This window comes from Enterococcus sp. DIV2467a, from assembly GCF_050532945.1.
Taxonomy (GTDB): Bacteria; Bacillota; Bacilli; order Lactobacillales; family Enterococcaceae; genus Enterococcus; species Enterococcus faecalis.
In genome coordinates, this window is record NZ_CP172896.1 from 1,164,714 (window position 1) to 1,185,811 (window position 21,098).

At 37.6% G+C, this 21,098-nt stretch carries 15 protein-coding genes; all 15 read left to right on the top strand.

Annotation, left to right across the window (positions count from 1 at the left end; genetic code table 11):
* The first annotated feature begins 8 nt into the window (after positions 1 to 8).
* Positions 9 to 974 (top strand): GDP-mannose 4,6-dehydratase, encoded by a 966-nt coding sequence (locus tag IGL80_RS05445; RefSeq protein ID WP_085366605.1) that lies wholly within the window; start codon positions 9 to 11, stop codon positions 972 to 974.
* Positions 971 to 2,782: a DUF3329 domain-containing protein gene (locus IGL80_RS05450; protein ID WP_085366603.1), complete on the top strand. Its 1,812-nt coding sequence runs from the start codon at positions 971 to 973 to the stop codon at positions 2,780 to 2,782. The genes IGL80_RS05445 and IGL80_RS05450 overlap by 4 nt, the downstream gene beginning before the upstream one ends.
* Positions 2,783 to 2,890: 108 nt before the next feature.
* Positions 2,891 to 3,637 (top strand): glycerophosphodiester phosphodiesterase, encoded by a 747-nt coding sequence (locus IGL80_RS05455; RefSeq protein WP_085366601.1) that lies wholly within the window; start codon positions 2,891 to 2,893, stop codon positions 3,635 to 3,637.
* A complete protein-coding gene (miaA, locus tag IGL80_RS05460) occupies positions 3,638 to 4,567 on the top strand; it encodes a tRNA (adenosine(37)-N6)-dimethylallyltransferase MiaA (protein ID WP_085366599.1) in 930 nt (309 codons plus the stop codon).
* Between the two features lie 3 nt (positions 4,568 to 4,570).
* A complete protein-coding gene (hflX, locus tag IGL80_RS05465) occupies positions 4,571 to 5,812 on the top strand; it encodes a GTPase HflX (protein ID WP_085366597.1) in 1,242 nt (413 codons plus the stop codon).
* 202 nt (positions 5,813 to 6,014) lie between these two features.
* On the top strand, positions 6,015 to 6,398 hold the full coding sequence (locus tag IGL80_RS05470; protein ID WP_002388239.1) for a MerR family transcriptional regulator: 384 nt from the start codon (positions 6,015 to 6,017) through the stop codon (positions 6,396 to 6,398).
* A gap of 42 nt (positions 6,399 to 6,440) precedes the next feature.
* Positions 6,441 to 7,781, top strand: coding sequence for a type I glutamate--ammonia ligase (gene glnA, locus IGL80_RS05475; RefSeq protein ID WP_002356929.1), 1,341 nt, complete (start codon positions 6,441 to 6,443; stop codon positions 7,779 to 7,781).
* 257 nt (positions 7,782 to 8,038) lie between these two features.
* Positions 8,039 to 11,770 carry a pyruvate:ferredoxin (flavodoxin) oxidoreductase gene (gene nifJ, locus IGL80_RS05480; RefSeq protein WP_002404267.1) on the top strand — a complete coding sequence of 1,244 codons (3,732 nt, stop codon included), beginning with the start codon at positions 8,039 to 8,041 and terminating at the stop codon, positions 11,768 to 11,770.
* A 196-nt stretch (positions 11,771 to 11,966) separates the two neighbouring features.
* Positions 11,967 to 12,851 carry a diadenylate cyclase CdaA gene (cdaA, locus tag IGL80_RS05485; protein WP_002389035.1) on the top strand — a complete coding sequence of 295 codons (885 nt, stop codon included), beginning with the start codon at positions 11,967 to 11,969 and terminating at the stop codon, positions 12,849 to 12,851.
* Positions 12,848 to 14,011, top strand: a complete 1,164-nt coding sequence (locus IGL80_RS05490) for a CdaR family protein (protein WP_002359927.1) — start codon at positions 12,848 to 12,850, stop codon at positions 14,009 to 14,011. Before cdaA ends, IGL80_RS05490 begins: the two co-directional genes overlap by 4 nt.
* Complete coding sequence (gene glmM / locus IGL80_RS05495; RefSeq protein ID WP_002359928.1) at positions 14,004 to 15,359, top strand: phosphoglucosamine mutase; 1,356 nt, start codon at positions 14,004 to 14,006, stop codon at positions 15,357 to 15,359. The genes IGL80_RS05490 and glmM overlap by 8 nt, the downstream gene beginning before the upstream one ends.
* Before the next feature lie 229 nt (positions 15,360 to 15,588).
* Entirely contained in the window at positions 15,589 to 16,140 is a 552-nt protein-coding gene (locus tag IGL80_RS05500) for an ECF-type riboflavin transporter substrate-binding protein (protein ID WP_002356937.1), read from the top strand.
* A 100-nt stretch (positions 16,141 to 16,240) separates the two neighbouring features.
* The gene (locus IGL80_RS05505) at positions 16,241 to 17,947 is read left to right on the top strand and encodes an ABC transporter ATP-binding protein (protein WP_002359931.1); all 1,707 of its coding nucleotides are present in this window, start codon (positions 16,241 to 16,243) and stop codon (positions 17,945 to 17,947) included.
* The gene (locus tag IGL80_RS05510) at positions 17,944 to 18,777 is read left to right on the top strand and encodes an energy-coupling factor transporter transmembrane component T family protein (RefSeq protein WP_002359933.1); all 834 of its coding nucleotides are present in this window, start codon (positions 17,944 to 17,946) and stop codon (positions 18,775 to 18,777) included. The genes IGL80_RS05505 and IGL80_RS05510 overlap by 4 nt, the downstream gene beginning before the upstream one ends.
* 442 nt (positions 18,778 to 19,219) lie before the next feature.
* Positions 19,220 to 21,028 carry a glutamine--fructose-6-phosphate transaminase (isomerizing) gene (gene glmS / locus IGL80_RS05515; protein WP_002359934.1) on the top strand — a complete coding sequence of 603 codons (1,809 nt, stop codon included), beginning with the start codon at positions 19,220 to 19,222 and terminating at the stop codon, positions 21,026 to 21,028.
* Positions 21,029 to 21,098 lie beyond the last annotated feature (70 nt).

Genomic DNA, 21,098 nt, shown 5'->3' on the forward strand with positions numbered 1-21,098 from the left:
GGAGTAAAGTGGAATCATTTCTAATCACAGGCGGTGCCGGCTTTATCGGCTCAACCTTAGCAAATTATTATAGTAAAGACAATCAAGTTGTGGTCATTGATGATTTATCAATGGGTCAAACTGAAAATTTAAACACATCTGAAAATATCACGTTCATTGAAGGCAGCGTGACTGATCAACAATTAATGGAAAAAGTACTACAAGAGTATCAGTTCGATTACATTTTTCACTTAGCAGCGATTGCTAGTGTAGCAGATTCAGTAGCACGTCCAGTGGAAACACACCAAGTGAATTTTGAGAGTGTGTTACAATTACTGGAATTAATTCGGAAATACCAGAAAGATTTAAAACGTTTGGTATTTGCTTCTTCTGCAGCGGTTTATGGTGATGAGCCAACTTTACCAAAACAGGAAGAATCAGTAATTCGTCCATTAACGCCTTATGCAGTGGATAAATTTGCTTCTGAAAAATATGTGTTAAACTATTGTCATTTATATGATGTTCCAACAAGCGCTGTTCGCTTCTTTAACGTTTATGGGCCAAACCAAAATCCTAATTCCCCTTATTCTGGCGTTATTTCGATTGTGATGGACTCTTACAAACGCTTATTAGCCAATCAAGAAGTGACATTCAATATCTTTGGCGATGGAAAACAATCCCGTGATTTTGTCTTTGTTGAGGACGTGGTTCAAGCGTTGAATCTTGTCGCTCATTCTGACCAATCACTTGGGGAAGTGTATAATGTTGGAACAGGGAAAGCAACCGATTTAAATGAGTTGATTTCTTCTTTAAATGATATTATGAAAGTCACTTTACCAGTTGAATACAAAGAAGCGCGAGCTGGGGACATCAAAGATTCCTTAGCGGATATATCTAAATTACGTGCCATTGGTTATGAACCGAAATATAGTATTCAATCCGGTTTGGATAAATATGTTAATTATGAATTAAAAGCGGAAGGTAAGCAGAGATGAAAGTTAAATTAAATAAAAAGAAGATATTTATATGCTCAATTATTATTACATTTTTGGTGATGCTTACTTTAAATAATTTAACACCATTACTTGCAGATGACTACGAATACCTTTATAAAACGAAAAGTTGGATGACAATACTGATAGATGAATACAATCAATACATGACATGGACCGGACGTTCAGTGGTCCATATAATTGCAAGAATATTTTTATTGTTACCAAAAGGAATTTTTAATGTTTTTAACGCTTTGGCATACACAATAGTAACATATTTAGTTTATAGACTTACTTTACAAAAGCAAGATGAAAAGTATAATTCATTTAGATTTATTATTATTCAAGTGCTATTTTGGTTGTTTACCCCAGCCTTTGGAGAAGTGTTTTTGTGGGAGACAGGCTCAGCTAATTATCTTTGGGGAAGTTTAATTATTCTTTCATTCCTTTATGTGTATCATAGAGAAATCATTGAAGAACACGTCTTTACGAAAACAAAATTAATGATTTTTTTGATGTTTGCTTTAGGAATTTTGGCTGGTTGGTGTAATGAAAATACCTCTGGAGGAGCTTTACTTATCGTTTTAGGGTATCTTGGCTGGCAGTTTTATACAAAACGAAAGCTTTCTTTATGGATGTTCACGGGTGTTGCTGGTAATGCTATAGGTTTGGCGTTAATGGCTTTAGCACCAGGAAATAAGATTCGCGCTACTTATTTTGCTAGAAGTACTTGGTCTTTACCAAGAAAGGCCATGACAGGAATCATTACAATATTTGAACAAATGAAAGAAAATTTATCATTATTTTTAGTTATACTGATTTTGTTGCTTGTTTTATATGCTTATATTAGTCAAGATAAAAAAAGAGTATACCTAAGTGTTGTATATTTTATTTCTGGAATTGCCACTATGCTGGTATTAATTATGTCTCCAACGGCATTAACTTATGGACGTTCATACTATGGGGCTGTATTATTCTTGATTATCGCTTTTTCTATGTCACTGCCAAATTATAAAGTAAATATCAGGTTTTCTCCAATTTACAGTGTTTTGTATGTGATTTTGGCATGTACATTCTTCATGAACGTAATGGTTGGTGTAAGTGATATATTCTTGTCAAAATTGGATTTGACAAAACAATATAGTTATTTAGTTGAGCAAGAGAAAAAAGGAAATATCAATCCTGTGTTTCCAGATATATCATATAGTAATACAACAAAATATTCAGCTTATTCTAATCATTTATCGCATGTAAAAACTAATTCAGATGCACAAGTTAATCGTTCTGTTGCAAAATATTATGGCTTGGAGTCTGTGCGAAGTGTTTCAGAAAAAGATTGGGACAATATATATAGAAATGGAAACCCAGAGTTGATGAATATTTTTAATCTTAATGATTATTTACAAAAATTAATTGATACGCAATATACTATTTTATTAAGTGGTTATGGTAATCAAGTCTATCTTTCACAAGCGGAAGAGTCGCTTTTAAAAGACTTGGGGCTAGGCGTAAAATTCGAAGGTAACAATGCATGGACTTTAAGTGCAGTGATTTCAAAAGACAATAAAACAGTTGAAACAAATGCAGAATTATCGAGACTATCTGGTAAATTTGAAGCTTTAAATTATGATGTATTCTCAAGTTATACTAATTATGAAAATCAAACATTCGCTTCTGTAAAAATAAATGATACAGAAATGTCTAGAAATAAAAAAGGTTTGAACTTTGTGATTATTGATAATAATACTAACAAAGTTATTGATTCGGTAAATTTTGATATTACAGAAAAAAATGCTCCAGGAATGCGTTAGTTGTTATATATTAAAAAGAAGCCACTCATTTGTGAGAGGCTTCTTTTTTCTACATTATTTGAACCCACCTCACTCCAATGGTACAATAAACAAGATTGGAGTGAGAGCATGACAGATATTATTGCACATCGAGGAAGTAAAGGCACCCATCCTGAAAATACGTGTATTGCTTTCAGAGAGGCTGTTCGTGTTGGTGCTGAAGGAATTGAATTAGACGTTCACTTATCTAAAGATGGTTATTTAATCGTTATGCATGATGAAACGGTGGATCGTACGACAGATGGTCATGGTGAAATCCAACAGTTAACATTAAACGAATTAAAACAACTAGATGCTGGAAGCTGGTTTCAGAAAAATCCTTCTGTTCAATGTGTTCCAACATTGGAAGATGTTTTAAATTGTCTTGTAGAAGAACAATTCAATGGTTTTTTGAATATTGAACTTAAAACGGATATTATCCATTATGAAGGAATTGAGAAAAAAGTTGTCCAACAAATGAAGCAAAAAAACTGGCCGTTTCGTTATTTATATTCCAGTTTTTATTTTCCAAGTTTAGTTAAATTAAAAAAAGCTGATCCTAAGACAGAAATTACCTTTATTTATGAATCTGCAGAGGATTTAAGTCAAGCGGGACCGGCATTCGCGCTTGTCGATAGTTTACATCCAAAAATGTCTTGGGTGTTGGCTCATGAAAAAGAACTTATCGCAATTGGCAAACCGCTGCGGCCGTGGACTGTTAATCGGATGGAAGAAATGGAAAATTGTTTTCAGCTAAAATTGGCAGGCGTTCATACAGATTTTCCTGAGGAAGCAAAATTTGCTCGTCAAAATTGGCAAGAAGAAGGAGAAACATAATTGAAGAAAGTATTAGTTATTGTAGGACCCACTGCGGTGGGGAAAACAGCATTAAGTATTGCTTTAGCAAAAAAATTTAATGGTGAAATTATTAGCGGTGACTCCATGCAAGTTTATCGCTCGTTAGACATTGGCACCGCTAAAGTCACAGAAACAGAAAAAAAAGGAATTCCTCACTATTTAATTGATTGCCGCGAAGCCAGCGAAACATATTCTGCCGCTGATTTTCAGAAAGAGGGTCGTCAAAAAATCAAAGAAATTACTGAAAAAGGGAAACTACCAATTATCGTTGGAGGAACAGGTTTGTATATTCAATCACTCCTTTATGATTTTCAACTAGGAAGTCGTGAAATAGATGACTCGCCTGAAATTAGAGAAACGTACAATTTATTTGCGGAAGAAAAAGGGAATCAAGCCTTATGGCAGTTATTAAAACAAAAGGATCCTCTAGCGGCTAACAGCATTCATTTTAATAATCGCAAAAAAGTCATTCGTGCGTTAGAGGTCTTTGATAAAACCGGTTATAGTATTTTGACCCCGAAGGAAAAACCAGCTCGTCTCTATGATTATTATTTATTAGGTTTGGAAACAGATCGCGCTTTATTGTATGAGCGTATTAATCAGCGGGTGGATCAAATGATGACAGAAGGACTGTTGGAAGAAGCAAAACAGATGTTTCAGCAACCACATGCACAAGCAGCTCAAGGTATTGGCTATAAAGAATTTTTCCCGTATTTTTCCGGTGAACAATCATTAGAGATGGCGGTTGAAACAGTCAAACAGCAATCGCGGCGATATGCCAAACGTCAATTGACTTGGTTTAGAAATCGAATGGCTGCGCATTGGTGGGATTTGGTTCAGCAGCCAACAGATTTGCCCAAGTTGGAAAAAGAAGTAGCGGAATGGCTACAACAGAAGGAGAGTGAGTAGGCGATGACCACTCATGAAAAAGTGATTCTAGTAGGAGTTGAGACGGAAAAAAATTATCAGACATTTTCTGCATCAATGGAAGAACTGGCGAATTTAACGGAAACCGCTAATGGAGAAGTGGTGTTTGTTTTAACGCAAAAACGACCACAAGTTGATCGACAAACCGTAATCGGTAAGGGGAAATTGGAAGAATTAATTCAATTAACAGATGCCTATGAAGCGGATCTTGTGATTTTTAATCACGAGCTCACACCGCGTCAAAATCAACTGTTATCTGAAGCGTTAGCTGTGCGAGTAATTGATCGTGTACAATTAATTTTGGATATCTTTGCTTTGCGTGCGCGCTCCAAAGAAGGAAAGTTACAAGTTGAATTAGCACAATTGGATTATTTATTGCCTCGCTTGGCTGGGCAAGGAAAACAGTTGTCCCGACTTGGAGGAGGTATTGGGACACGCGGGCCTGGTGAAACGAAATTAGAGTCGGACCGCCGACACATTCGGAATAAAATCTTAGGCATCCGTCGTGAGTTAAAAGAAGTCACTGCTCATCGTGAACGAAGCCGCCAGAAAAGACAAAATTCAGAACTATTTCAAATTGGCTTGATTGGTTATACCAATGCTGGCAAATCAACCATTCTCAACATATTGACAACAGCAGGAACTTATTCAGAGGATCAATTGTTTGCAACGTTAGATCCTTTAACTAAAAAATGGCAATTGCCTCAAGGCATGGAAGTTACTCTGACAGATACGGTTGGCTTCATTCAAGATTTACCAACACAACTGATTGAAGCCTTTCAGTCGACATTGGAAGAAAGTCGGACGATGGATTTACTGCTCCATGTGGTGGATGCAAGTGCGCCAGATCGTTTACAACATGAACGCACAGTTCAAACATTGATGAAAGAATTAGCGTTGGAAAATATTCCGTGCTTGACGGTTTATAATAAAAGAGATCAAGTGGACAGTAAAGAATTTGTCCCAACCTTATTTCCCAATGTATTGATCTCAACTAAAATTTCTGAAGATAAAGAACGACTGGTTCAAGCTATCCGTGCCCAAATGATGGAATTACTCGAGCCTTATCAATTAGAAATTAGCCCAACTGACGGACAACTATTAAGTGAACTTCGCCGGATGACACTAATGATTTCAGAAGAATATGCTGAAAATGAAAATCGGTATATCGTGAAAGGCTTTGCGAAAAAAAAGTCTAAATGGTTGGCTGAATCCGAAAAAGAATAAAAAATGGTAAGTTGATTAGAAATGATTTGTAAAAACAAATCATTTCTATTTTTTTGATTAGTAGGAGAAAATCAGCCGTGAAAAGATGGAAAAGTCCATATTTATCAGGTTTTTTGTTTTATGTTAGAAAATCTAACATAAGTTCTTGACAATTTGTCATTCTATTGTTATTCTAAGAAATAACTAAGAGAGGAGGATGGAGATGAGAGAAAAAGAGTTACGCCGTTCCATGTCAGTTTTTCCAATTGGTACAGTTATGAAACTAACGGATTTGACCGCTCGACAAATTCGCTACTATGAAGAACAGGGATTGATTCATCCAGAACGTAGTGAGGGCAACCGACGCATGTATTCTTTAAATGATATTGATGTTTTGTTAGAAATTAAAGATTATTTATCTGATGGATTGAACATGGCAGGGATTAAGCGTGTGTATGAAATGAAATTAGAGGAACAAAAAAACACCGCCGAGGCAACTCGTCCGTTAACCGATGCAGATGTTCGTCAGATTTTATACGACGAAATCCTTTCGCAAGGAGGACTTACTCAGCAAAATCCGTTCCAATCGAATGTACCAAGGCTTTAACGTTTCAGCAGCCAATAAAAATGAAGGATGGGGATCAGACCGATGACAAGAAAAGCCAAAACGGCAGAAGAGATTAAACATATTGCAGAAGAGGAAAACGTACGTTTTTTACGACTAATGTTTACCGACATTATGGGAACAATTAAAAATGTTGAAGTTCCTGTGAGTCAGCTAGATAAAGTATTAGATAATAAAATGATGTTTGATGGGTCATCCATTGAAGGATTCGTTCGTATCGAAGAAAGTGACATGTATTTATACCCTGATCTATCTACATGGATGATTTTTCCGTGGGAAAGCGACCATGGAAAAGTTGCGCGCTTAATTTGTGATATTTACAATCCTGATGGTACCCCTTTTGCCGGAGATCCCCGCGGTAATTTAAAACGCGCCTTAGCAGATATGAAAGAATTAGGCTTTACTTCTTTTAACTTAGGACCAGAACCAGAATTTTTCCTATTTAAATTAGATGAGAATGGTGAAATTACCACTGATTTGAATGATAAAGGTGGCTATTTTGATTTTGCGCCAACCGATTTAGGTGAAAATTGTCGCCGTGATATTGTTTTAGAGTTAGAAAGTTTAGGCTTTGAAGTGGAAGCTTCGCATCATGAAGTAGCACCTGGTCAACATGAAATTGACTTTAAATATGCTGATGTAGTTGATGCTTGTGACAATATTCAAACGTTTAAGTTAGTTGTGAAAACTATTGCACGCAAACATGGTTTGCATGCAACATTTATGCCAAAACCTTTGTTTGGAATTAATGGTTCTGGTATGCACTGCAATATGTCATTATTTAATGAAGAAGGTAATGTTTTTTATGACGAGTCAGGAGAGATGGGCTTAAGCCAAACTGCTTATCATTTCTTAGGTGGTTTATTAAAACATGCCCGTGCCTATACTGCGGTATGTAACCCAACAGTGAACTCTTATAAACGCTTGGTACCAGGTTATGAAGCACCTGTTTATGTAGCTTGGAGCGGCAGAAATCGTTCACCACTCATTCGAGTTCCTGAATCTCGTGGTTTATCGACTCGTTTAGAATTACGTTCTGTCGATCCTTCAGCGAATCCGTATTTAACAATGGCAGTCTTATTACAAGCTGGTTTGGATGGTATTCGTAATGAACTTACGCCACCGCCAGCAGTTGATCGTAATATTTATGTGATGAATGAGGAAGAACGTCAACATGCACAAATTGAAGATTTGCCATCAACCTTACACAATGCCATCAAAGAATTACGTAAAGATCAAGTAATGATTGATGCATTAGGTCGTCATATTTTTGCCAATTTTGTAGAAGCGAAACGAATGGAATGGGCAGCCTTCCGTCAAACCGTTTCTGAATGGGAAAGAGAACAATATTTGGAGTTGTACTAAAAGCCGTTACTTTTAATAATCTTAATGTTTAGAAAGAGGAAGATAAGTTGAAACGCTTATCTTCCTCTTTCGTTCTTTAGTTTGTGAATGAATAGATAATTTCTATTTCACAAAATAAAGTAATTTTAATTCAGTGAAATAGTTTGTTTATAGGGGAAAAAGGGGGTTTTTCTAAATTTCTCTTTTATTTTTAAGCAAAAAAATTGACAAAATCTTTCATAATTTGTGAAATTCCGCTATAATAAACAAGAATATGCGTGCAACTATTCTATTTTTTAGATATAAAGGATGAGAAAAACATGCGGAAAATGAAAACAATGGATGGGAATGCAGCAGCTGCTTATATTTCCTACGCCTTTACAGAATTAGCAGCCATTTATCCAATAACACCAAGTTCAACAATGGCTGAGCTTGTTGATCAGTGGTCGGCCGAAGGTAAGAAAAATATCTTTGGTCAACCTGTGAAAGTAGTCGAAATGCAATCGGAAGCTGGTGCTGCCGGCGTGGTCCATGGCTCTTTAAAAACAGGCGCGCTTACCACGACCTATACGGCTTCACAAGGGTTACTTTTAATGATTCCTAATATGTACAAAATAGCTGGAGAACTATTACCATCTGTTTTTCATGTGGCGAGCCGAGCTTTAACCACAAATGCTTTAAATATTTTTGGTGATCAAGGAGACGTAATGGCCGCGCGCCAAACAGGCTTTGCTATGTTGTCAGAAAGCAGTGTGCAAGAAGTGATGGATTTGGCACCAGTGGCTCACTTGGCTTCGATTGAAGCGAGTGTTCCATTTATGAACTTTTTTGATGGCTTTAGAACAAGTCATGAAATTCAAAAAGTGGCAGTTCTTGACTATGAAGAATTAGCACCCTTAGTAAATCAAGAGAAATTAGCCGAATTCCGTCGTCGGAGCATGAATCCGAATCACCCTTCCGTTAGTGGAATGAACCAAAATCCAGATATTCACTTTCAACAACGAGAAACAATAAATCCTTATTATGAAAAATTACCTGGTATTGTTCAAAAATATATGACAGAAATTAACCGGTTACGGGGAACCAATTATGATTTGGTGACGTATTATGGCGCAGAAGATGCAGAAGAAGTGATCGTCACGATGGGTTCAGTTGCACAAACAATTGAACAGACGGTTGATTATTTACAAGAACAAGGAAGAAAAGTTGGCTTCCTTAATGTCCATCTTTATCGACCATTTCCAGTTGAAACATTTCTTGAAAAAATACCACAATCAGTTAAAGCAATTGCTGTCTTGGATCGGACGAAAGAGCCCGGTGCTGGTGGTGAACCGTTATTATTGGATGTCCAAAGTGCGATGTATGAAACGGATATTCGCCCAACGATTATTGGTGGGCGCTATGGTTTAGGTTCTAAAGATGTATTGCCAAATCAAATTGTTGCGGTTTTTGATGAATTAATGAAAGAACGTTCTGCCATGAAGAAGCGTTTTACAATTGGGATTGATGATGATTTAACTTATACTTCATTAGAAGTTGGCAAACCACTTGATTTGACGAATCCGAAAACCTATCAAGCTAAATTTTGGGGCTTTGGTTCTGATGGGACAGTAGGGGCGAACAAGTCAGCAATTAAGATTATCGGTGATCATACAGACAAGTATGCACAAGGCTTTTTCTATTACGATTCAAAAAAATCAGGTGGGTTGACCGTTTCTCATTTACGTTTTGGCGAGACACCCATTCGCTCAACGTACCTCATTGAACATTCTGATTTTGTGGCCTGTCATACAGCCGCTTATTTGCATACCTATGATTTAGTAAAAGGGTTAAAAAAAGGCGGTACTTTCCTCTTAAATACCATTTGGAATGATGAACAACTGGCACGTTTTTTGCCCAACCAATTAAAACGGTATCTAGCTGAAAATGAGATTCAGTTTTATACAATCAATGCAGTGAAATTAGCTAGTGAAGTCGGACTAGGCGGGCGAATTAATACCGCGATGGAAACAGCTTTCTTCAAATTAGCGCAAATTATGCCTTTTGAGCAAGTGTTACCAATTTTAAAAGAAGAAGCACTGAAAAGTTATGGTCATAAGTCTATGAAAGTTGTCGAAAAAAATATTCAAGCAATCGATAAGACCGTTGAATTGTTGCATCAGGTACCTGTTCCAGCAGAGTGGAAAACGCTTGAAGTTCAACCTCGAAAACGTTCAGAAAATGTTAGTGATTTTGTTCATGAAATTGTTGAACCGATTAATCGTCAAGAAGGCAATGCATTATCTGTTGCGACACTAGCGAAAAATGGGATGACAGATGGGCGGATGCCTTTGGGAACTGCGGCAGTTGAAAAACGTGGAGTTGCATTAGAAGTACCTGAGTGGATTAGCGATCGATGTACTATGTGTAATGAGTGTGCCTTTGTATGTCCTCATGCGGCGATACGACCATTCTTAGCCGATGAAGAAGAAATGACTGAAGCGCCAGAAGGATTCATTGTGCGTGATCTACGTGGTGCCGACGGCTTGAAATATCGTATCCAAGTCTCAGTCAAAGATTGTACTGGCTGTGGTCTTTGTGTTGAAGCCTGTCCAGCTAAAGGCAAAGCTTTAGTAATGAAACCTTATGAAGAAGGAAAAGAGCAGGCTATGAACTGGGCGTTTGCTATGACGTTACGTCAAAAGGAAAACCCAGCAAAACCGAATACTGTTTTAGGTTCGCAATTTAATAAACCTTTATTAGAGTTTTCTGGTGCTTGTTCTGGTTGCGGCGAAACGCCTTATGTTAAATTATTGACGCAAATGTTTGGTGACCGAATGCTAATTGCTAATGCAACAGGTTGCTCATCGATTTGGGGTGCTGCAGCGGGTGTGACACCTTACACTACTAATGAACAAGGACAAGGTCCAGCTTGGTCAAATTCTCTTTTAGAGGATAATGCCGAGTTTGGTTACGGCATGTTGTTAGCAACGCAAGCGCGTCGCGAACGTTTAGCTAGTAAAATGACCAAAGCTTTTTCTGTAGCCAGTGATTCTTTACGTTTATTGATGGAAGATTGGATAGCACATCTGTCCGAAAGTGAAGGTACGCAACAACGTGCAGCTAAATTACGTGCAGCTTTGCTTGAAGAAAAAACGAATCAACCTTTATTGGAAGCAATTTATGACGATCAAGATCTTTTTGTTAAACCAAGTCAGTGGATGATTGGTGGAGACGGCTGGGCTTACGATATTGGCTACGGCGGTATTGACCACGTGTTAGCTAGTGGCGCTGATGTGAATATGTTAGTTCTAGATAATGAAGTCTATTCCAATACAGGTGGCCAAACTTCCAAAGCAACTCCGGCATCAGCGATTGCGAAATTTGCTGCCAGTGGGAAATATGCCTCTAAAAAGGATTTAGGGATGATGGCAATGACTTATGAAAATGTCTATGTCGCCCAAATTGCTTCAGGTGCAAATCAAATGCAGACGATTAAAGCTTTTGAAGAAGCAGAAAAATTCCCTGGACCATCGATTATTATTGCCTATACACCATGTATTACACATGGTTTAGCAGGTGGGATGAGTCAAACGTTGAAAGAAGCGAAAGACGCAGTTCATTCAGGTTACTGGTCTTTATATCGCTATAATCCATTATTGCGAGAAAAAGGCAAAGAACCAATGACACTGGATTTCAAAAAACCAGATTTTTCATTAATGAAAGAGTTTATGCGCCAACAAGTTCGCTTTGCGTCCTTAGAATCTAGTCAACCAGATACAGCGGAATTGTTATTTAATAAAACAATTAATGATGCTAAGAGACGGTTCTATAATTATGCTCGTTTAGCTGGTCAAGAAGAAAAAATTCGAGCAAAACTTGAAAAACAAAGTGAACCAGAAATAACTGCGCCAGAGAACGAGAAGCCACGAGTGAAAAAAGAACGCGCAGTTGATCCGGAAGCGGAAGCAAGAAGGGCTGCCCGCCGCGCAGAACGAGCAGCCAAGAGAAAACAACGTGAGCAAGATTAAATAGAAGTCAAAAAAACGTGTCTGAGCTTTTTGCTTGGACACGTTTTTTAGTTAGAAATTCGATTTTTTGATGAAAAATTTCAAGTTATTTGAAAAAGTTCCTAAATTTTTTTGATGTTTCCGCTTGCGTTCTGTGATGAAAGAAAATAATGTGGTATACTTGTTAGGAAATCTTGAGAGAGAAGTGAGGGGTATGATGTCGTTTCAATTGAATCAATTATTAGATTTGAATTATTGGCAGCAAGTCATCTCAACGGATTTCTTATCTAAGGATTTTGTTATCAATATCATAGATATCCTAGTCGTATGGTACCTCGTTTACAAATTAATCATGCTTGTTCGTGGAACAAAAGCAGTTCAACTATTAAAAGGTGTCGCTGTTTTTATCATTATCCGCATTCTAAGTGAGATAATTGGTCTACATACATTATCTTGGTTAATGAATCAAGTCATCATGTATGGTGTAATCGCCGCGGTTGTTATTTTTCAACCAGAAGTGCGAAGAGGGCTGGAACATCTAGGGAGAAGTTCGTTTTTCCGCCCGAATAAAGGTGCGCAACAAGAAGATGAGCGTATTATTCAGGCCTTTGACAAAGCCATTCAGTACATGTCAAAACGGAAAATTGGTGCTTTGATAACCATTGAACGCAATACTGGTTTAGATGAATACATTGAGACAGGTATTGATTTGGATGCCGATATTACTGGTGAATTACTGATTAATATTTTCATTCCAAATACACCACTACATGATGGTGCAGTGATTATCAAAAATGAAAAAATTGCTGTTGCTAGTGCGTATTTACCGCTATCAGAAAGCAATTTAATTCCAAAAGAATTTGGAACGCGCCATAGAGCCGCAGTCGGTATCAGTGAAGTCAGTGACGCCATTACGATTGTTGTTTCTGAAGAAACTGGTGACGTTAGTTTGACGTTGAACAATGAATTAATTCCTGGACTAACGCAAGAAGAGTATTTAACAATTTTGCGTAAGGAGTTAATTTCGGAATCATCGGAAGATAAAAAAAGTGCTTTGCAGCATTTTATCGATGATGTAACAAAGGGGGTTAAACGCAAATGAGAAAAGCCTCCCAAAAAAGCTGGTTTAATGGTTTGCTTTCATTGATGTTTGCATTGTTGTTATTTTTTAATGCCAATGCAACAGGCAATAATCCCTCCAATTCAGGTTCAAGCCAAACGTATAGTGAAACATTGAATAATATTCCTGTCCAAGTCCAATACGATAAAGACAAATATTATGTCTCTGGATTTGAAGAGAGTGTGAATGTTCATTTGCGTAGTGCGAACCGCATTCAATTAAACATGGAATCAAATGCTGACACACGAAATTTCCAAGTGGTCGCAGACTTAACCAAATTGCCATTAGGGACTTCGGAAGTGCCTTTGACAGTTCGGGGACTAAGTTCAGCTGTTACAGCTGAAATTGAACCGAAAACAGTGACTGTAACGATTGAAAAGAGAGTAACAAAAAAATTCGATGTAGAAGCACAACTTTCTGATAACATTGAAAAAGAAGGCTACAAAGTAAAAAATATTTCTGTAGATCCAAAAACTGTAGAAGTAACAACTGGAGAAGAAACAGCGAAAGCAATTGACAAAGTGATTGCGCCAGTCTCAAGTGCCAAACAAACAATTGATACGATTAAACAAACGGTAAATGTCCAAGCGCTAGATGCCAAAGGTCAAGTCCTAAGTATCGAAAATCCAGCACCACAAGTCAAAGTAACAGTAGGCTTAACTGCGCCAACAAAAGATGTACCACTGAATGTTAGTATGACAGGTACGCCACCTGCTGGGATCGCTCATTACAATTATAGTTTATCAACGTACCAAGTTAGGGTCAGTGGTCCGCAATCAATTTTAGATACGCTAGAATCAATTGAGGTACCGGTAGATATTTCTGATATTCGCAAAGAAACAAAACAATCAGTGACTATTCCCGTTAATGGAGAATACGTAGTTACACCAGATGAGGTTGACGTTTCTTTGAGCCCCGTGTACAATCAACAACAGTCATCAAATACAAATGAAACTTCAGAGGAACCTGCAAGTTCAACAACGGTTGGCTCAGGTAGCCAAGCAGTACAACCAAGTACATCCAGTCAAGTAGAATCAAATACTTCTGAAACAACAAGTGAGGGATCAACAGTAGAAAGTACAACTGCTGGTTCAACTGAAAATACAGAGAATCAAGTGACTAAGGAGAATCAAAATGGGTAAATATTTTGGAACAGATGGTGTAAGAGGAATTGCAAATAAGGAGTTAACACCTGAATTAGCCTTTAAATTAGGGCGTTACGGTGGTTATGTGTTGAGTCAACATGAAGATAGTTCAAGAAAACCTCGTGTTCTCGTAGGCCGCGATACACGTATTTCAGGTGAGATGTTGGAACAAGCATTGATTGCTGGGTTATTATCAGTCGGGATTGAAGTTTTCCAATTAGGGGTGATTTCAACACCTGGTGTAGCATATCTAACTCGTTTACAAAAAGCATCCGCTGGCGTAATGATTTCAGCTTCACATAATCCTGCGGAAGACAATGGGATTAAGTTTTTTGGGGCAGATGGCTTCAAATTAGTAGACGATCAAGAAGCAGAAATTGAAGCATTGTTAGACGCAGAAGAAGACGCCTTACCAAGACCTTCTGCAGAAGGCTTAGGCTCGTTAGATGAATTTCCGGAAGGCTTACTAAAATATTCGCAATTTTTAGTTCAAAGTATTCCTGGCGATTTAGCAGATATGACTGTTTGTTTAGATGCTGCCAACGGAGCAACCGCAACAGCAGTCAATCGTGTCTTCGCAGATTTAGAGACAGATTTCTATACAATGGGAACAAGTCCTAATGGATTGAATATCAATGATGGTGTGGGTTCCACTCATCCTGAAGCTTTGGCAGAAATGGTTGTTGAAAAAGGCGCAGATGCTGGTTTGGCTTTCGATGGCGACGGCGATAGAATTATTGCGGTCGATGAATTAGGACGAATTATCGATGGTGATAAAATCATGTATATTTGTGCCAAGTATTTAGCTGAGAAAAAACGTTTGAAAAAAGATACAATCGTTACAACGGTGATGAGTAATCTAGGTTTCCATAAAGCTGTAGAAGAAATTGGCTTAAAAGATGTGGTAACGCAAGTGGGTGATCGTTATGTTGTAGAAGAAATGCGTAAAAATGATTACAATTTTGGTGGCGAACAATCTGGTCACATGATCTTTTTAGATTACAACACAACAGGTGATGGCATGCTTTCGGGGATTCAATTGTTGAATGTTATGAAGCAAACGGGCAAAAAATTATCTGAATTAGCGGATGAAGTGACGATTTATCCACAAAAATTAGTCAATATTCGTGTCACAGATAAAAATGGTGCAATGGAAGTTCCGGCAATCAAAGCAGTTGTCGAACAAGCAGAAGCAGAAATGAATGGCGAAGGTCGTATTTTAGTTCGTCCTTCTGGAACAGAACCATTGTTACGTGTGATGGCCGAAGCGCCAACACAAGAAAAAGTTGATTATTACGTTGATAAAATTGCTGAAGTAGTACGTGCAGAAATCGGCGTTGAATAAGAACAAATTAGAAACCAGACACTTAATGCTAGCTTGCGTTAAGTGTCTGGTTTCTTTGTTGGAAATCAAAAAAAGAAAATAGCTAATAAGCTCCGTCTATCATTGACATAGAGCGGTTAAAAGGGTACTATTTTAGAAGTAAGATGCACCGCGTATCTTCTTTTTTTATTTGATAAAATCAAGAAGGGAGCGGCTGTAAATCAATGGAGTTATAGAATGGAGGAGCGAAATGAAAGAAAAAATGTCCGTCAAGACAATTGTAGCAATTGGAATTGGCTCTGCAGTTTTTGTTATTTTAGGTCGATTCGTTGTAATTCCAACTGGAATTCCTAATACGAACTTAGAAACGTCGTATCCATTTCTTGCTTTAATGTCAGTTGTTTTTGGACCAGTAGCTGGAGGGCTAATTGGTTTGATCGGTCACACGTTAAAAGATTTTACGACGTATGGTAGCGCTTGGTGGAGCTGGATTATTTGTTCAGGAATTATTGGTATTATTTTTGGCTTCGCTGGTCGTAAAATGGATCTTCAACATGGTGAATTCACAACAAATGACATGGTGCGTTTCAATATTTTCCAAGCCTTTGGCAATATCGTCGTTTGGGGCTTAATCGCGCCTAGCTTGGATATTTTGATTTATAGTGAACCCGCAAGTAAAGTGTTTACACAAGGCGTATTCGCGACTGTTTCAAATATTGTCGCTGTGGGGATTATTGGAACATTGTTGATGAAAGCTTATGCATCAACAAGAACAAAGAAAGGCAGTTTATCGAAAGATTAAGAAACTGTCGAAATAATTTAAATGGTTAAGGGTCTGCCCTAGTAATTACTTTGCTAATGCTCAGACCCTTTCTTTTATGGAGAAACTGAGGTGAGGCCGAATGAAAAAACCAATCATTACTTTTAATAATTTTTCCTTTCAATATCATAGCCAATCTGAACCGACATTAAAGGGGATTCAATTAACCATCTATGAAGGAGAAAAGGTTTTAATCGTTGGGCCTAGTGGTAGTGGTAAATCAACATTGGCGCAATGTATCAACGGGTTAATTCCCAATATTTATGAAGGTGAGATTCAAGGAACAGCTACGGTTGCTGGTAAAAATATCCAAGAAACAAGTCTATTTGATTTGTCTTTTGATGTAGGAACTGTTTTACAAGATACCGATGGGCAGTTTATCGGTTTAACGGTTGCTGAGGATATTGCTTTTGCTTTAGAAAACGATGCAGTTGAACAAGCAGAAATGAAAAAAGCGGTTCAGAAATGGTCCGAGATTGTTGAGCTGAATCAGTTATTGCAACACCGTCCACAAGATTTGTCAGGTGGTCAAAAACAACGTGTATCTATGGCGGGCGTTCTAATTAACCAATCAAAAATTTTACTTTTTGATGAACCTTTGGCTAATCTTGACCCACGAGCGGGACAAGAAACAATGACTTTGATTGACACCATTCAACAAGAAACAAAAGCAACTGTTTTAATAATAGAACATCGCTTAGAGGACGTTCTTTGCGAATCAGTTGATCGAATTATTGTCATGAATGAGGGCGCAATTATTTCTGATACAACGCCAGATGAATTGTTACGTCAAGATACGTTGACCCAGCAAGGGATTCGTGAACCTTTGTACGTTACAGCCATGAAATATGCTGGGATTGATTTAACACAAGTTAGTCATTTAGACAAATTAGCCGAAGTATCAGGCGAAATGGTTTTGCCTAAAATGACACAGTGGTCTGTCCAACCTAGTTCAGTTAGTGCAGTCAAAGGAGCTGAACTATTACGTTTGGAACAAGTGTCCTATCAATATGATCGTCACGGTGAAAAAGTGTTAGATGACTTCTCAGTAACTATTCATCATGGAGAAATGATCAGCATTGTAGGAAAAAATGGTGCCGGGAAGTCTACACTTTCTAAAATAATTTGCGGGTTCATCACGCCTCAATCGGGCAAGATTTTATGGGAAGGACAGGATTTTTCCAATTATTCAATCAAAGAACGTGCAGATAAAATTGGTTATGTGATGCAAAACCCCAATCAAATGATTTCTAAAAAAATGATTTTTGAAGAAGTAGCTTTAGGATTAGTTTTACGAGATGTGCCACAAGCAGAAATTGAGGAACGTGTGACGAATATTTTACATATTTGTGGGCTGTATCCCTTCCGGAACTGGCCGATTTCTGCGTTGAGTTTTGGGCAGAAAAAACGGGTAACTATTGCATCAATCTTAGTTTTAGAACCTGAATTATTAATTTTAGATGAACCAACAGCTGGGCAAGATTTTAAACATTATACAGAAATGATGACATTTTTAGAAGAATTGAACCGCTTAGGTGTGACTATTTTGATGATCACTCACGATATGCACTTAATGTTGGAATATACAACACGTGCGTTAGTAGTTTGTGATGGACGTTTACTAGCAGATGCGACTCCAGTTGCTGTTTTAACAGATGAAAAATTAATTCAAGCAGCTTCTTTAAAAGAAACGAGCTTGTTTACCTTTGCTAAAGCGTTAGGCTTGGAAAATCCCTTGCTATTTACGGAAAAATTTGTTGCTTACGATCGTGAGGTGCGTTTTGGATGAGTGAACGACAAATGTTAGGCTATCATCCTGATTCAACCTGGATTCATCGCTTAAACGGCACAAGCAAATTAGTCTTTTTAATCGTTGTCTCTGTGGCTTGTATGACCACGTATGATACTCGTTATCTGTTAGGAATGTCTGTGGTTTCGCTTGTTTTGTTAAAATTATCAAATATTAAATGGCATCAAATATCTTTTGTTATTAAATTTATTGCTATTTTTTCTTTGTTAAATATCTTAACGGTTTACCTTTTTGCACCTGAATATGGGGTTGATTTATATCAATCACGTACCGTGATTTGGGAAGGAATCGGACGGTTTACTTTGACACAAGAAGAATTATTTTATGAATTTAATTTAGTTTTAAAATATTTCTGTACGATTCCGTTGGCATTAATCTTTTTATTAACAACAAATCCTAGTGAATTTGCCTCCAGCTTGAATCGAATTGGTGTGAGTTATCGGATTAGTTATGCAGTAGCGCTGGCTATTCGTTATATTCCCGATATCCAAGAAGATTTTTTTAATATTTCTTTAGCACAACAAGCGCGAGGTTATGAGATGTCTAAAAAGGGACGGCTAGGCCAACGAATCAAAGGCGTAGCACAAATCGTTTTACCCTTAATCCTATCTAGTTTAGATCGAATTGAAACTGTGAGTACCGCTATGGAATTAAGGCGTTTTGGTCAAAAGAAAAATCGAACGTGGTATGCGCAACAACCTTTTCATCTGCGTGATTTTTCGGTAATGTTACTTGCCTTATGCTTATTAGGAATCAGTTTCTGGTTGTTCCATGTGAATGGTGGCCGGTTTTATAATCCATTCCAATAAATAACAAATTGATAAGGTTCTATAAATAGAACGGATATTTTTTTATTATTAAGAATCTAGTACTTTCTCTTACCATGAGTGTACTAGATTCTTTTTTTGCAACTTTAAAGAACTAGACCAATTTTCGTTTTTTAGATTTTTGTTGACAAGTACCTACTTTTAATTGTATGATTATTTATGTTTCTACGGAATATGTTTACAAAGGAGGTATATAGACCAATATCGGATAGCGCCAGACCTGAACGTTCAGGTGACGAGGAGAGAGCTTATCGAAGATTCGGCGGGTGGCTCTAGGGACTGCACTCTACAGATAACAAAGAAAAACTAATTGTGAAGTTAGAACAAAGCGGTTATCACGCAGGTAGAAACATATAATGGGATTTGCTAGTTAAACAGGACCTAGTAAATACAGAATTTCAATTGGAAAGTAGGAATTAGCATTATGTGTGGAATTGTCGGAATGATTGGAAAAGAAAATGTCACGGAAAGTTTGATTCAAGGATTAACAAAATTGGAATATAGAGGTTATGATTCTGCTGGGATTTGTGTGAATGATCAAAGCCAACAGCCCCATGTAGTTAAGGCAGTTGGGGGCATTGCCGATTTAGCAGCAAAATTAACGCCAGAAATCGATGGAACAGTTGGTATTGGTCATACTCGTTGGGCCACTCATGGCGAACCAACTGTCGCCAATGCACACCCCCATGTTTCAAGCGATCAACGCTTTGCATTAGTGCATAATGGTGTCATTGAAAACTTTGAAGAATTAAAAGAACAATTTTTAAGTGATGCTCACTTAATTGGTGATACAGATACTGAAATCGTCGTTCAATTAATTGCTCATTTTGCTGAAAATGGTTTTTCAACAAAAGATGCTTTTAAAGCGGCTTTAGCCGAAATTAAAGGTTCATACGCTTTTGCATTAATGGATAAAATGGACCCCAATACTATCTACGTAGCGAAAAATAAAAGCCCGTTACTTATCGGTCTAGGCGAAGGCTTTAATGTTATTTGTAGTGATGCGATGGCGATGATTAAAGAAACCAATCAATTTGTTGAGATTGTTGATGGTGAAATTGTAACTGTTACAGCGGACAAAGTAGTAATCGAAACGCCAGAAGGACAAGTAATCAACCGAGAACCTTTTGAAGCGCAATTAGATTTAAATGACATTGAAAAAGGAACATATCCGTTTTATATGCTCAAAGAAATTGATGAACAACCTGCAGTGATGCGCAAAATTGTTCAAGCGTATACTCAAGGTGAAAAAGTGACTTTAGATGAGGCGTTACTTGAAAAAATTAATCAATGTGACCGAATTTACATTATTGCTTGTGGGACAAGTTATAATGCAGGTTGGGTCGGAAAATCTTTAATTGAAACGATTGCCAGTATTCCTGTGGAAGTTCATTTATCAAGCGAATTTGGCTACAACATGCCTATTTTATCTGAAAAACCGTTCTTCATTTTCTTAAGTCAAAGTGGTGAAACGGCAGATAGTCGCCAAGTACTGGTACAGGTTAATGAATTAGGGCATCCATCACTTACATTAACAAATGTTGCTGGCTCAACATTATCACGTGAAGCGGACGATACCTTGTTATTACACGCAGGACCAGAAATTGCTGTCGCTTCCACCAAAGCTTATACTGCTCAAATCGCTGTCTTAGCTATTTTAGCAAAAGCAATTGGCGAAGAACGCCAAACATTAGCAGCCGTCTCATTTGATGTGGCTCACGAATTGAGCGTGGTAGCAGCTGTCATGGAAACCTTGATTGATGAAAAACAACAAATGAAAGCCTTAGTGGAAGATTATCTGACGTATACTCGAAATGCCTTCTATATTGGGCGAGGAGTCGACTATTATGTGTCGATGGAAGCGGCCTTGAAGTTGAAAGAAATTTCCTACATTCAAGCAGAAGGCTTTGCGGCAGGTGAATTGAAGCATGGAACGATTGCCTTAATTGAAGAAGGAACACCTGTGATTGGGATTGTGACAGATGCCAAAGTCGCAGCCCATACAAGAGGCAATTTAAAGGAAGTCGAAAGTCGTGGAGCAAGAAATATTGTGATTGCCTTGGAATCCTTGGCAAAACCACAGGACCAACTGATTATTCCAGATGTTCATCCGTTACTTTCTGCCTTAGTTAGCATTGTTCCAGGTCAATTATTAGCGTACTATGCAACCTTACAAAGAGGCTACGATGTTGATAAACCAAGGAACTTAGCCAAAAGTGTAACTGTTGAGTAAATCAAGAACCTGAGAGAAAGATGTTCAACGGGTTTTCATGAGTTTTAATATCTGAGACAAAAATCACTTT

What these genes read in the sequence shown, in the direction of transcription:
- IGL80_RS05450 (WP_085366603.1), top strand. Translation starts at nt 971, where the DNA reads ATGAAAGTTAAATTAAATAAAAAGAAGATATTTATATGCTCAATTATT.
- IGL80_RS05455 (WP_085366601.1), top strand. Translation starts at nt 2,891, where the DNA reads ATGACAGATATTATTGCACATCGAGGAAGTAAAGGCACCCATCCTGAA.
- hflX (WP_085366597.1), top strand. Translation starts at nt 4,571, where the DNA reads ATGACCACTCATGAAAAAGTGATTCTAGTAGGAGTTGAGACGGAAAAA.
- IGL80_RS05470 (WP_002388239.1), top strand. Translation starts at nt 6,015, where the DNA reads ATGAGAGAAAAAGAGTTACGCCGTTCCATGTCAGTTTTTCCAATTGGT.
- glnA (WP_002356929.1), top strand. Translation starts at nt 6,441, where the DNA reads ATGACAAGAAAAGCCAAAACGGCAGAAGAGATTAAACATATTGCAGAA.
- cdaA (WP_002389035.1), top strand. Translation starts at nt 11,967, where the DNA reads ATGTCGTTTCAATTGAATCAATTATTAGATTTGAATTATTGGCAGCAA.
- IGL80_RS05490 (WP_002359927.1), top strand. Translation starts at nt 12,848, where the DNA reads ATGAGAAAAGCCTCCCAAAAAAGCTGGTTTAATGGTTTGCTTTCATTG.
- glmM (WP_002359928.1), top strand. Translation starts at nt 14,004, where the DNA reads ATGGGTAAATATTTTGGAACAGATGGTGTAAGAGGAATTGCAAATAAG.
- IGL80_RS05500 (WP_002356937.1), top strand. Translation starts at nt 15,589, where the DNA reads ATGAAAGAAAAAATGTCCGTCAAGACAATTGTAGCAATTGGAATTGGC.
- IGL80_RS05505 (WP_002359931.1), top strand. Translation starts at nt 16,241, where the DNA reads ATGAAAAAACCAATCATTACTTTTAATAATTTTTCCTTTCAATATCAT.
- IGL80_RS05510 (WP_002359933.1), top strand. Translation starts at nt 17,944, where the DNA reads ATGAGTGAACGACAAATGTTAGGCTATCATCCTGATTCAACCTGGATT.
- glmS (WP_002359934.1), top strand. Translation starts at nt 19,220, where the DNA reads ATGTGTGGAATTGTCGGAATGATTGGAAAAGAAAATGTCACGGAAAGT.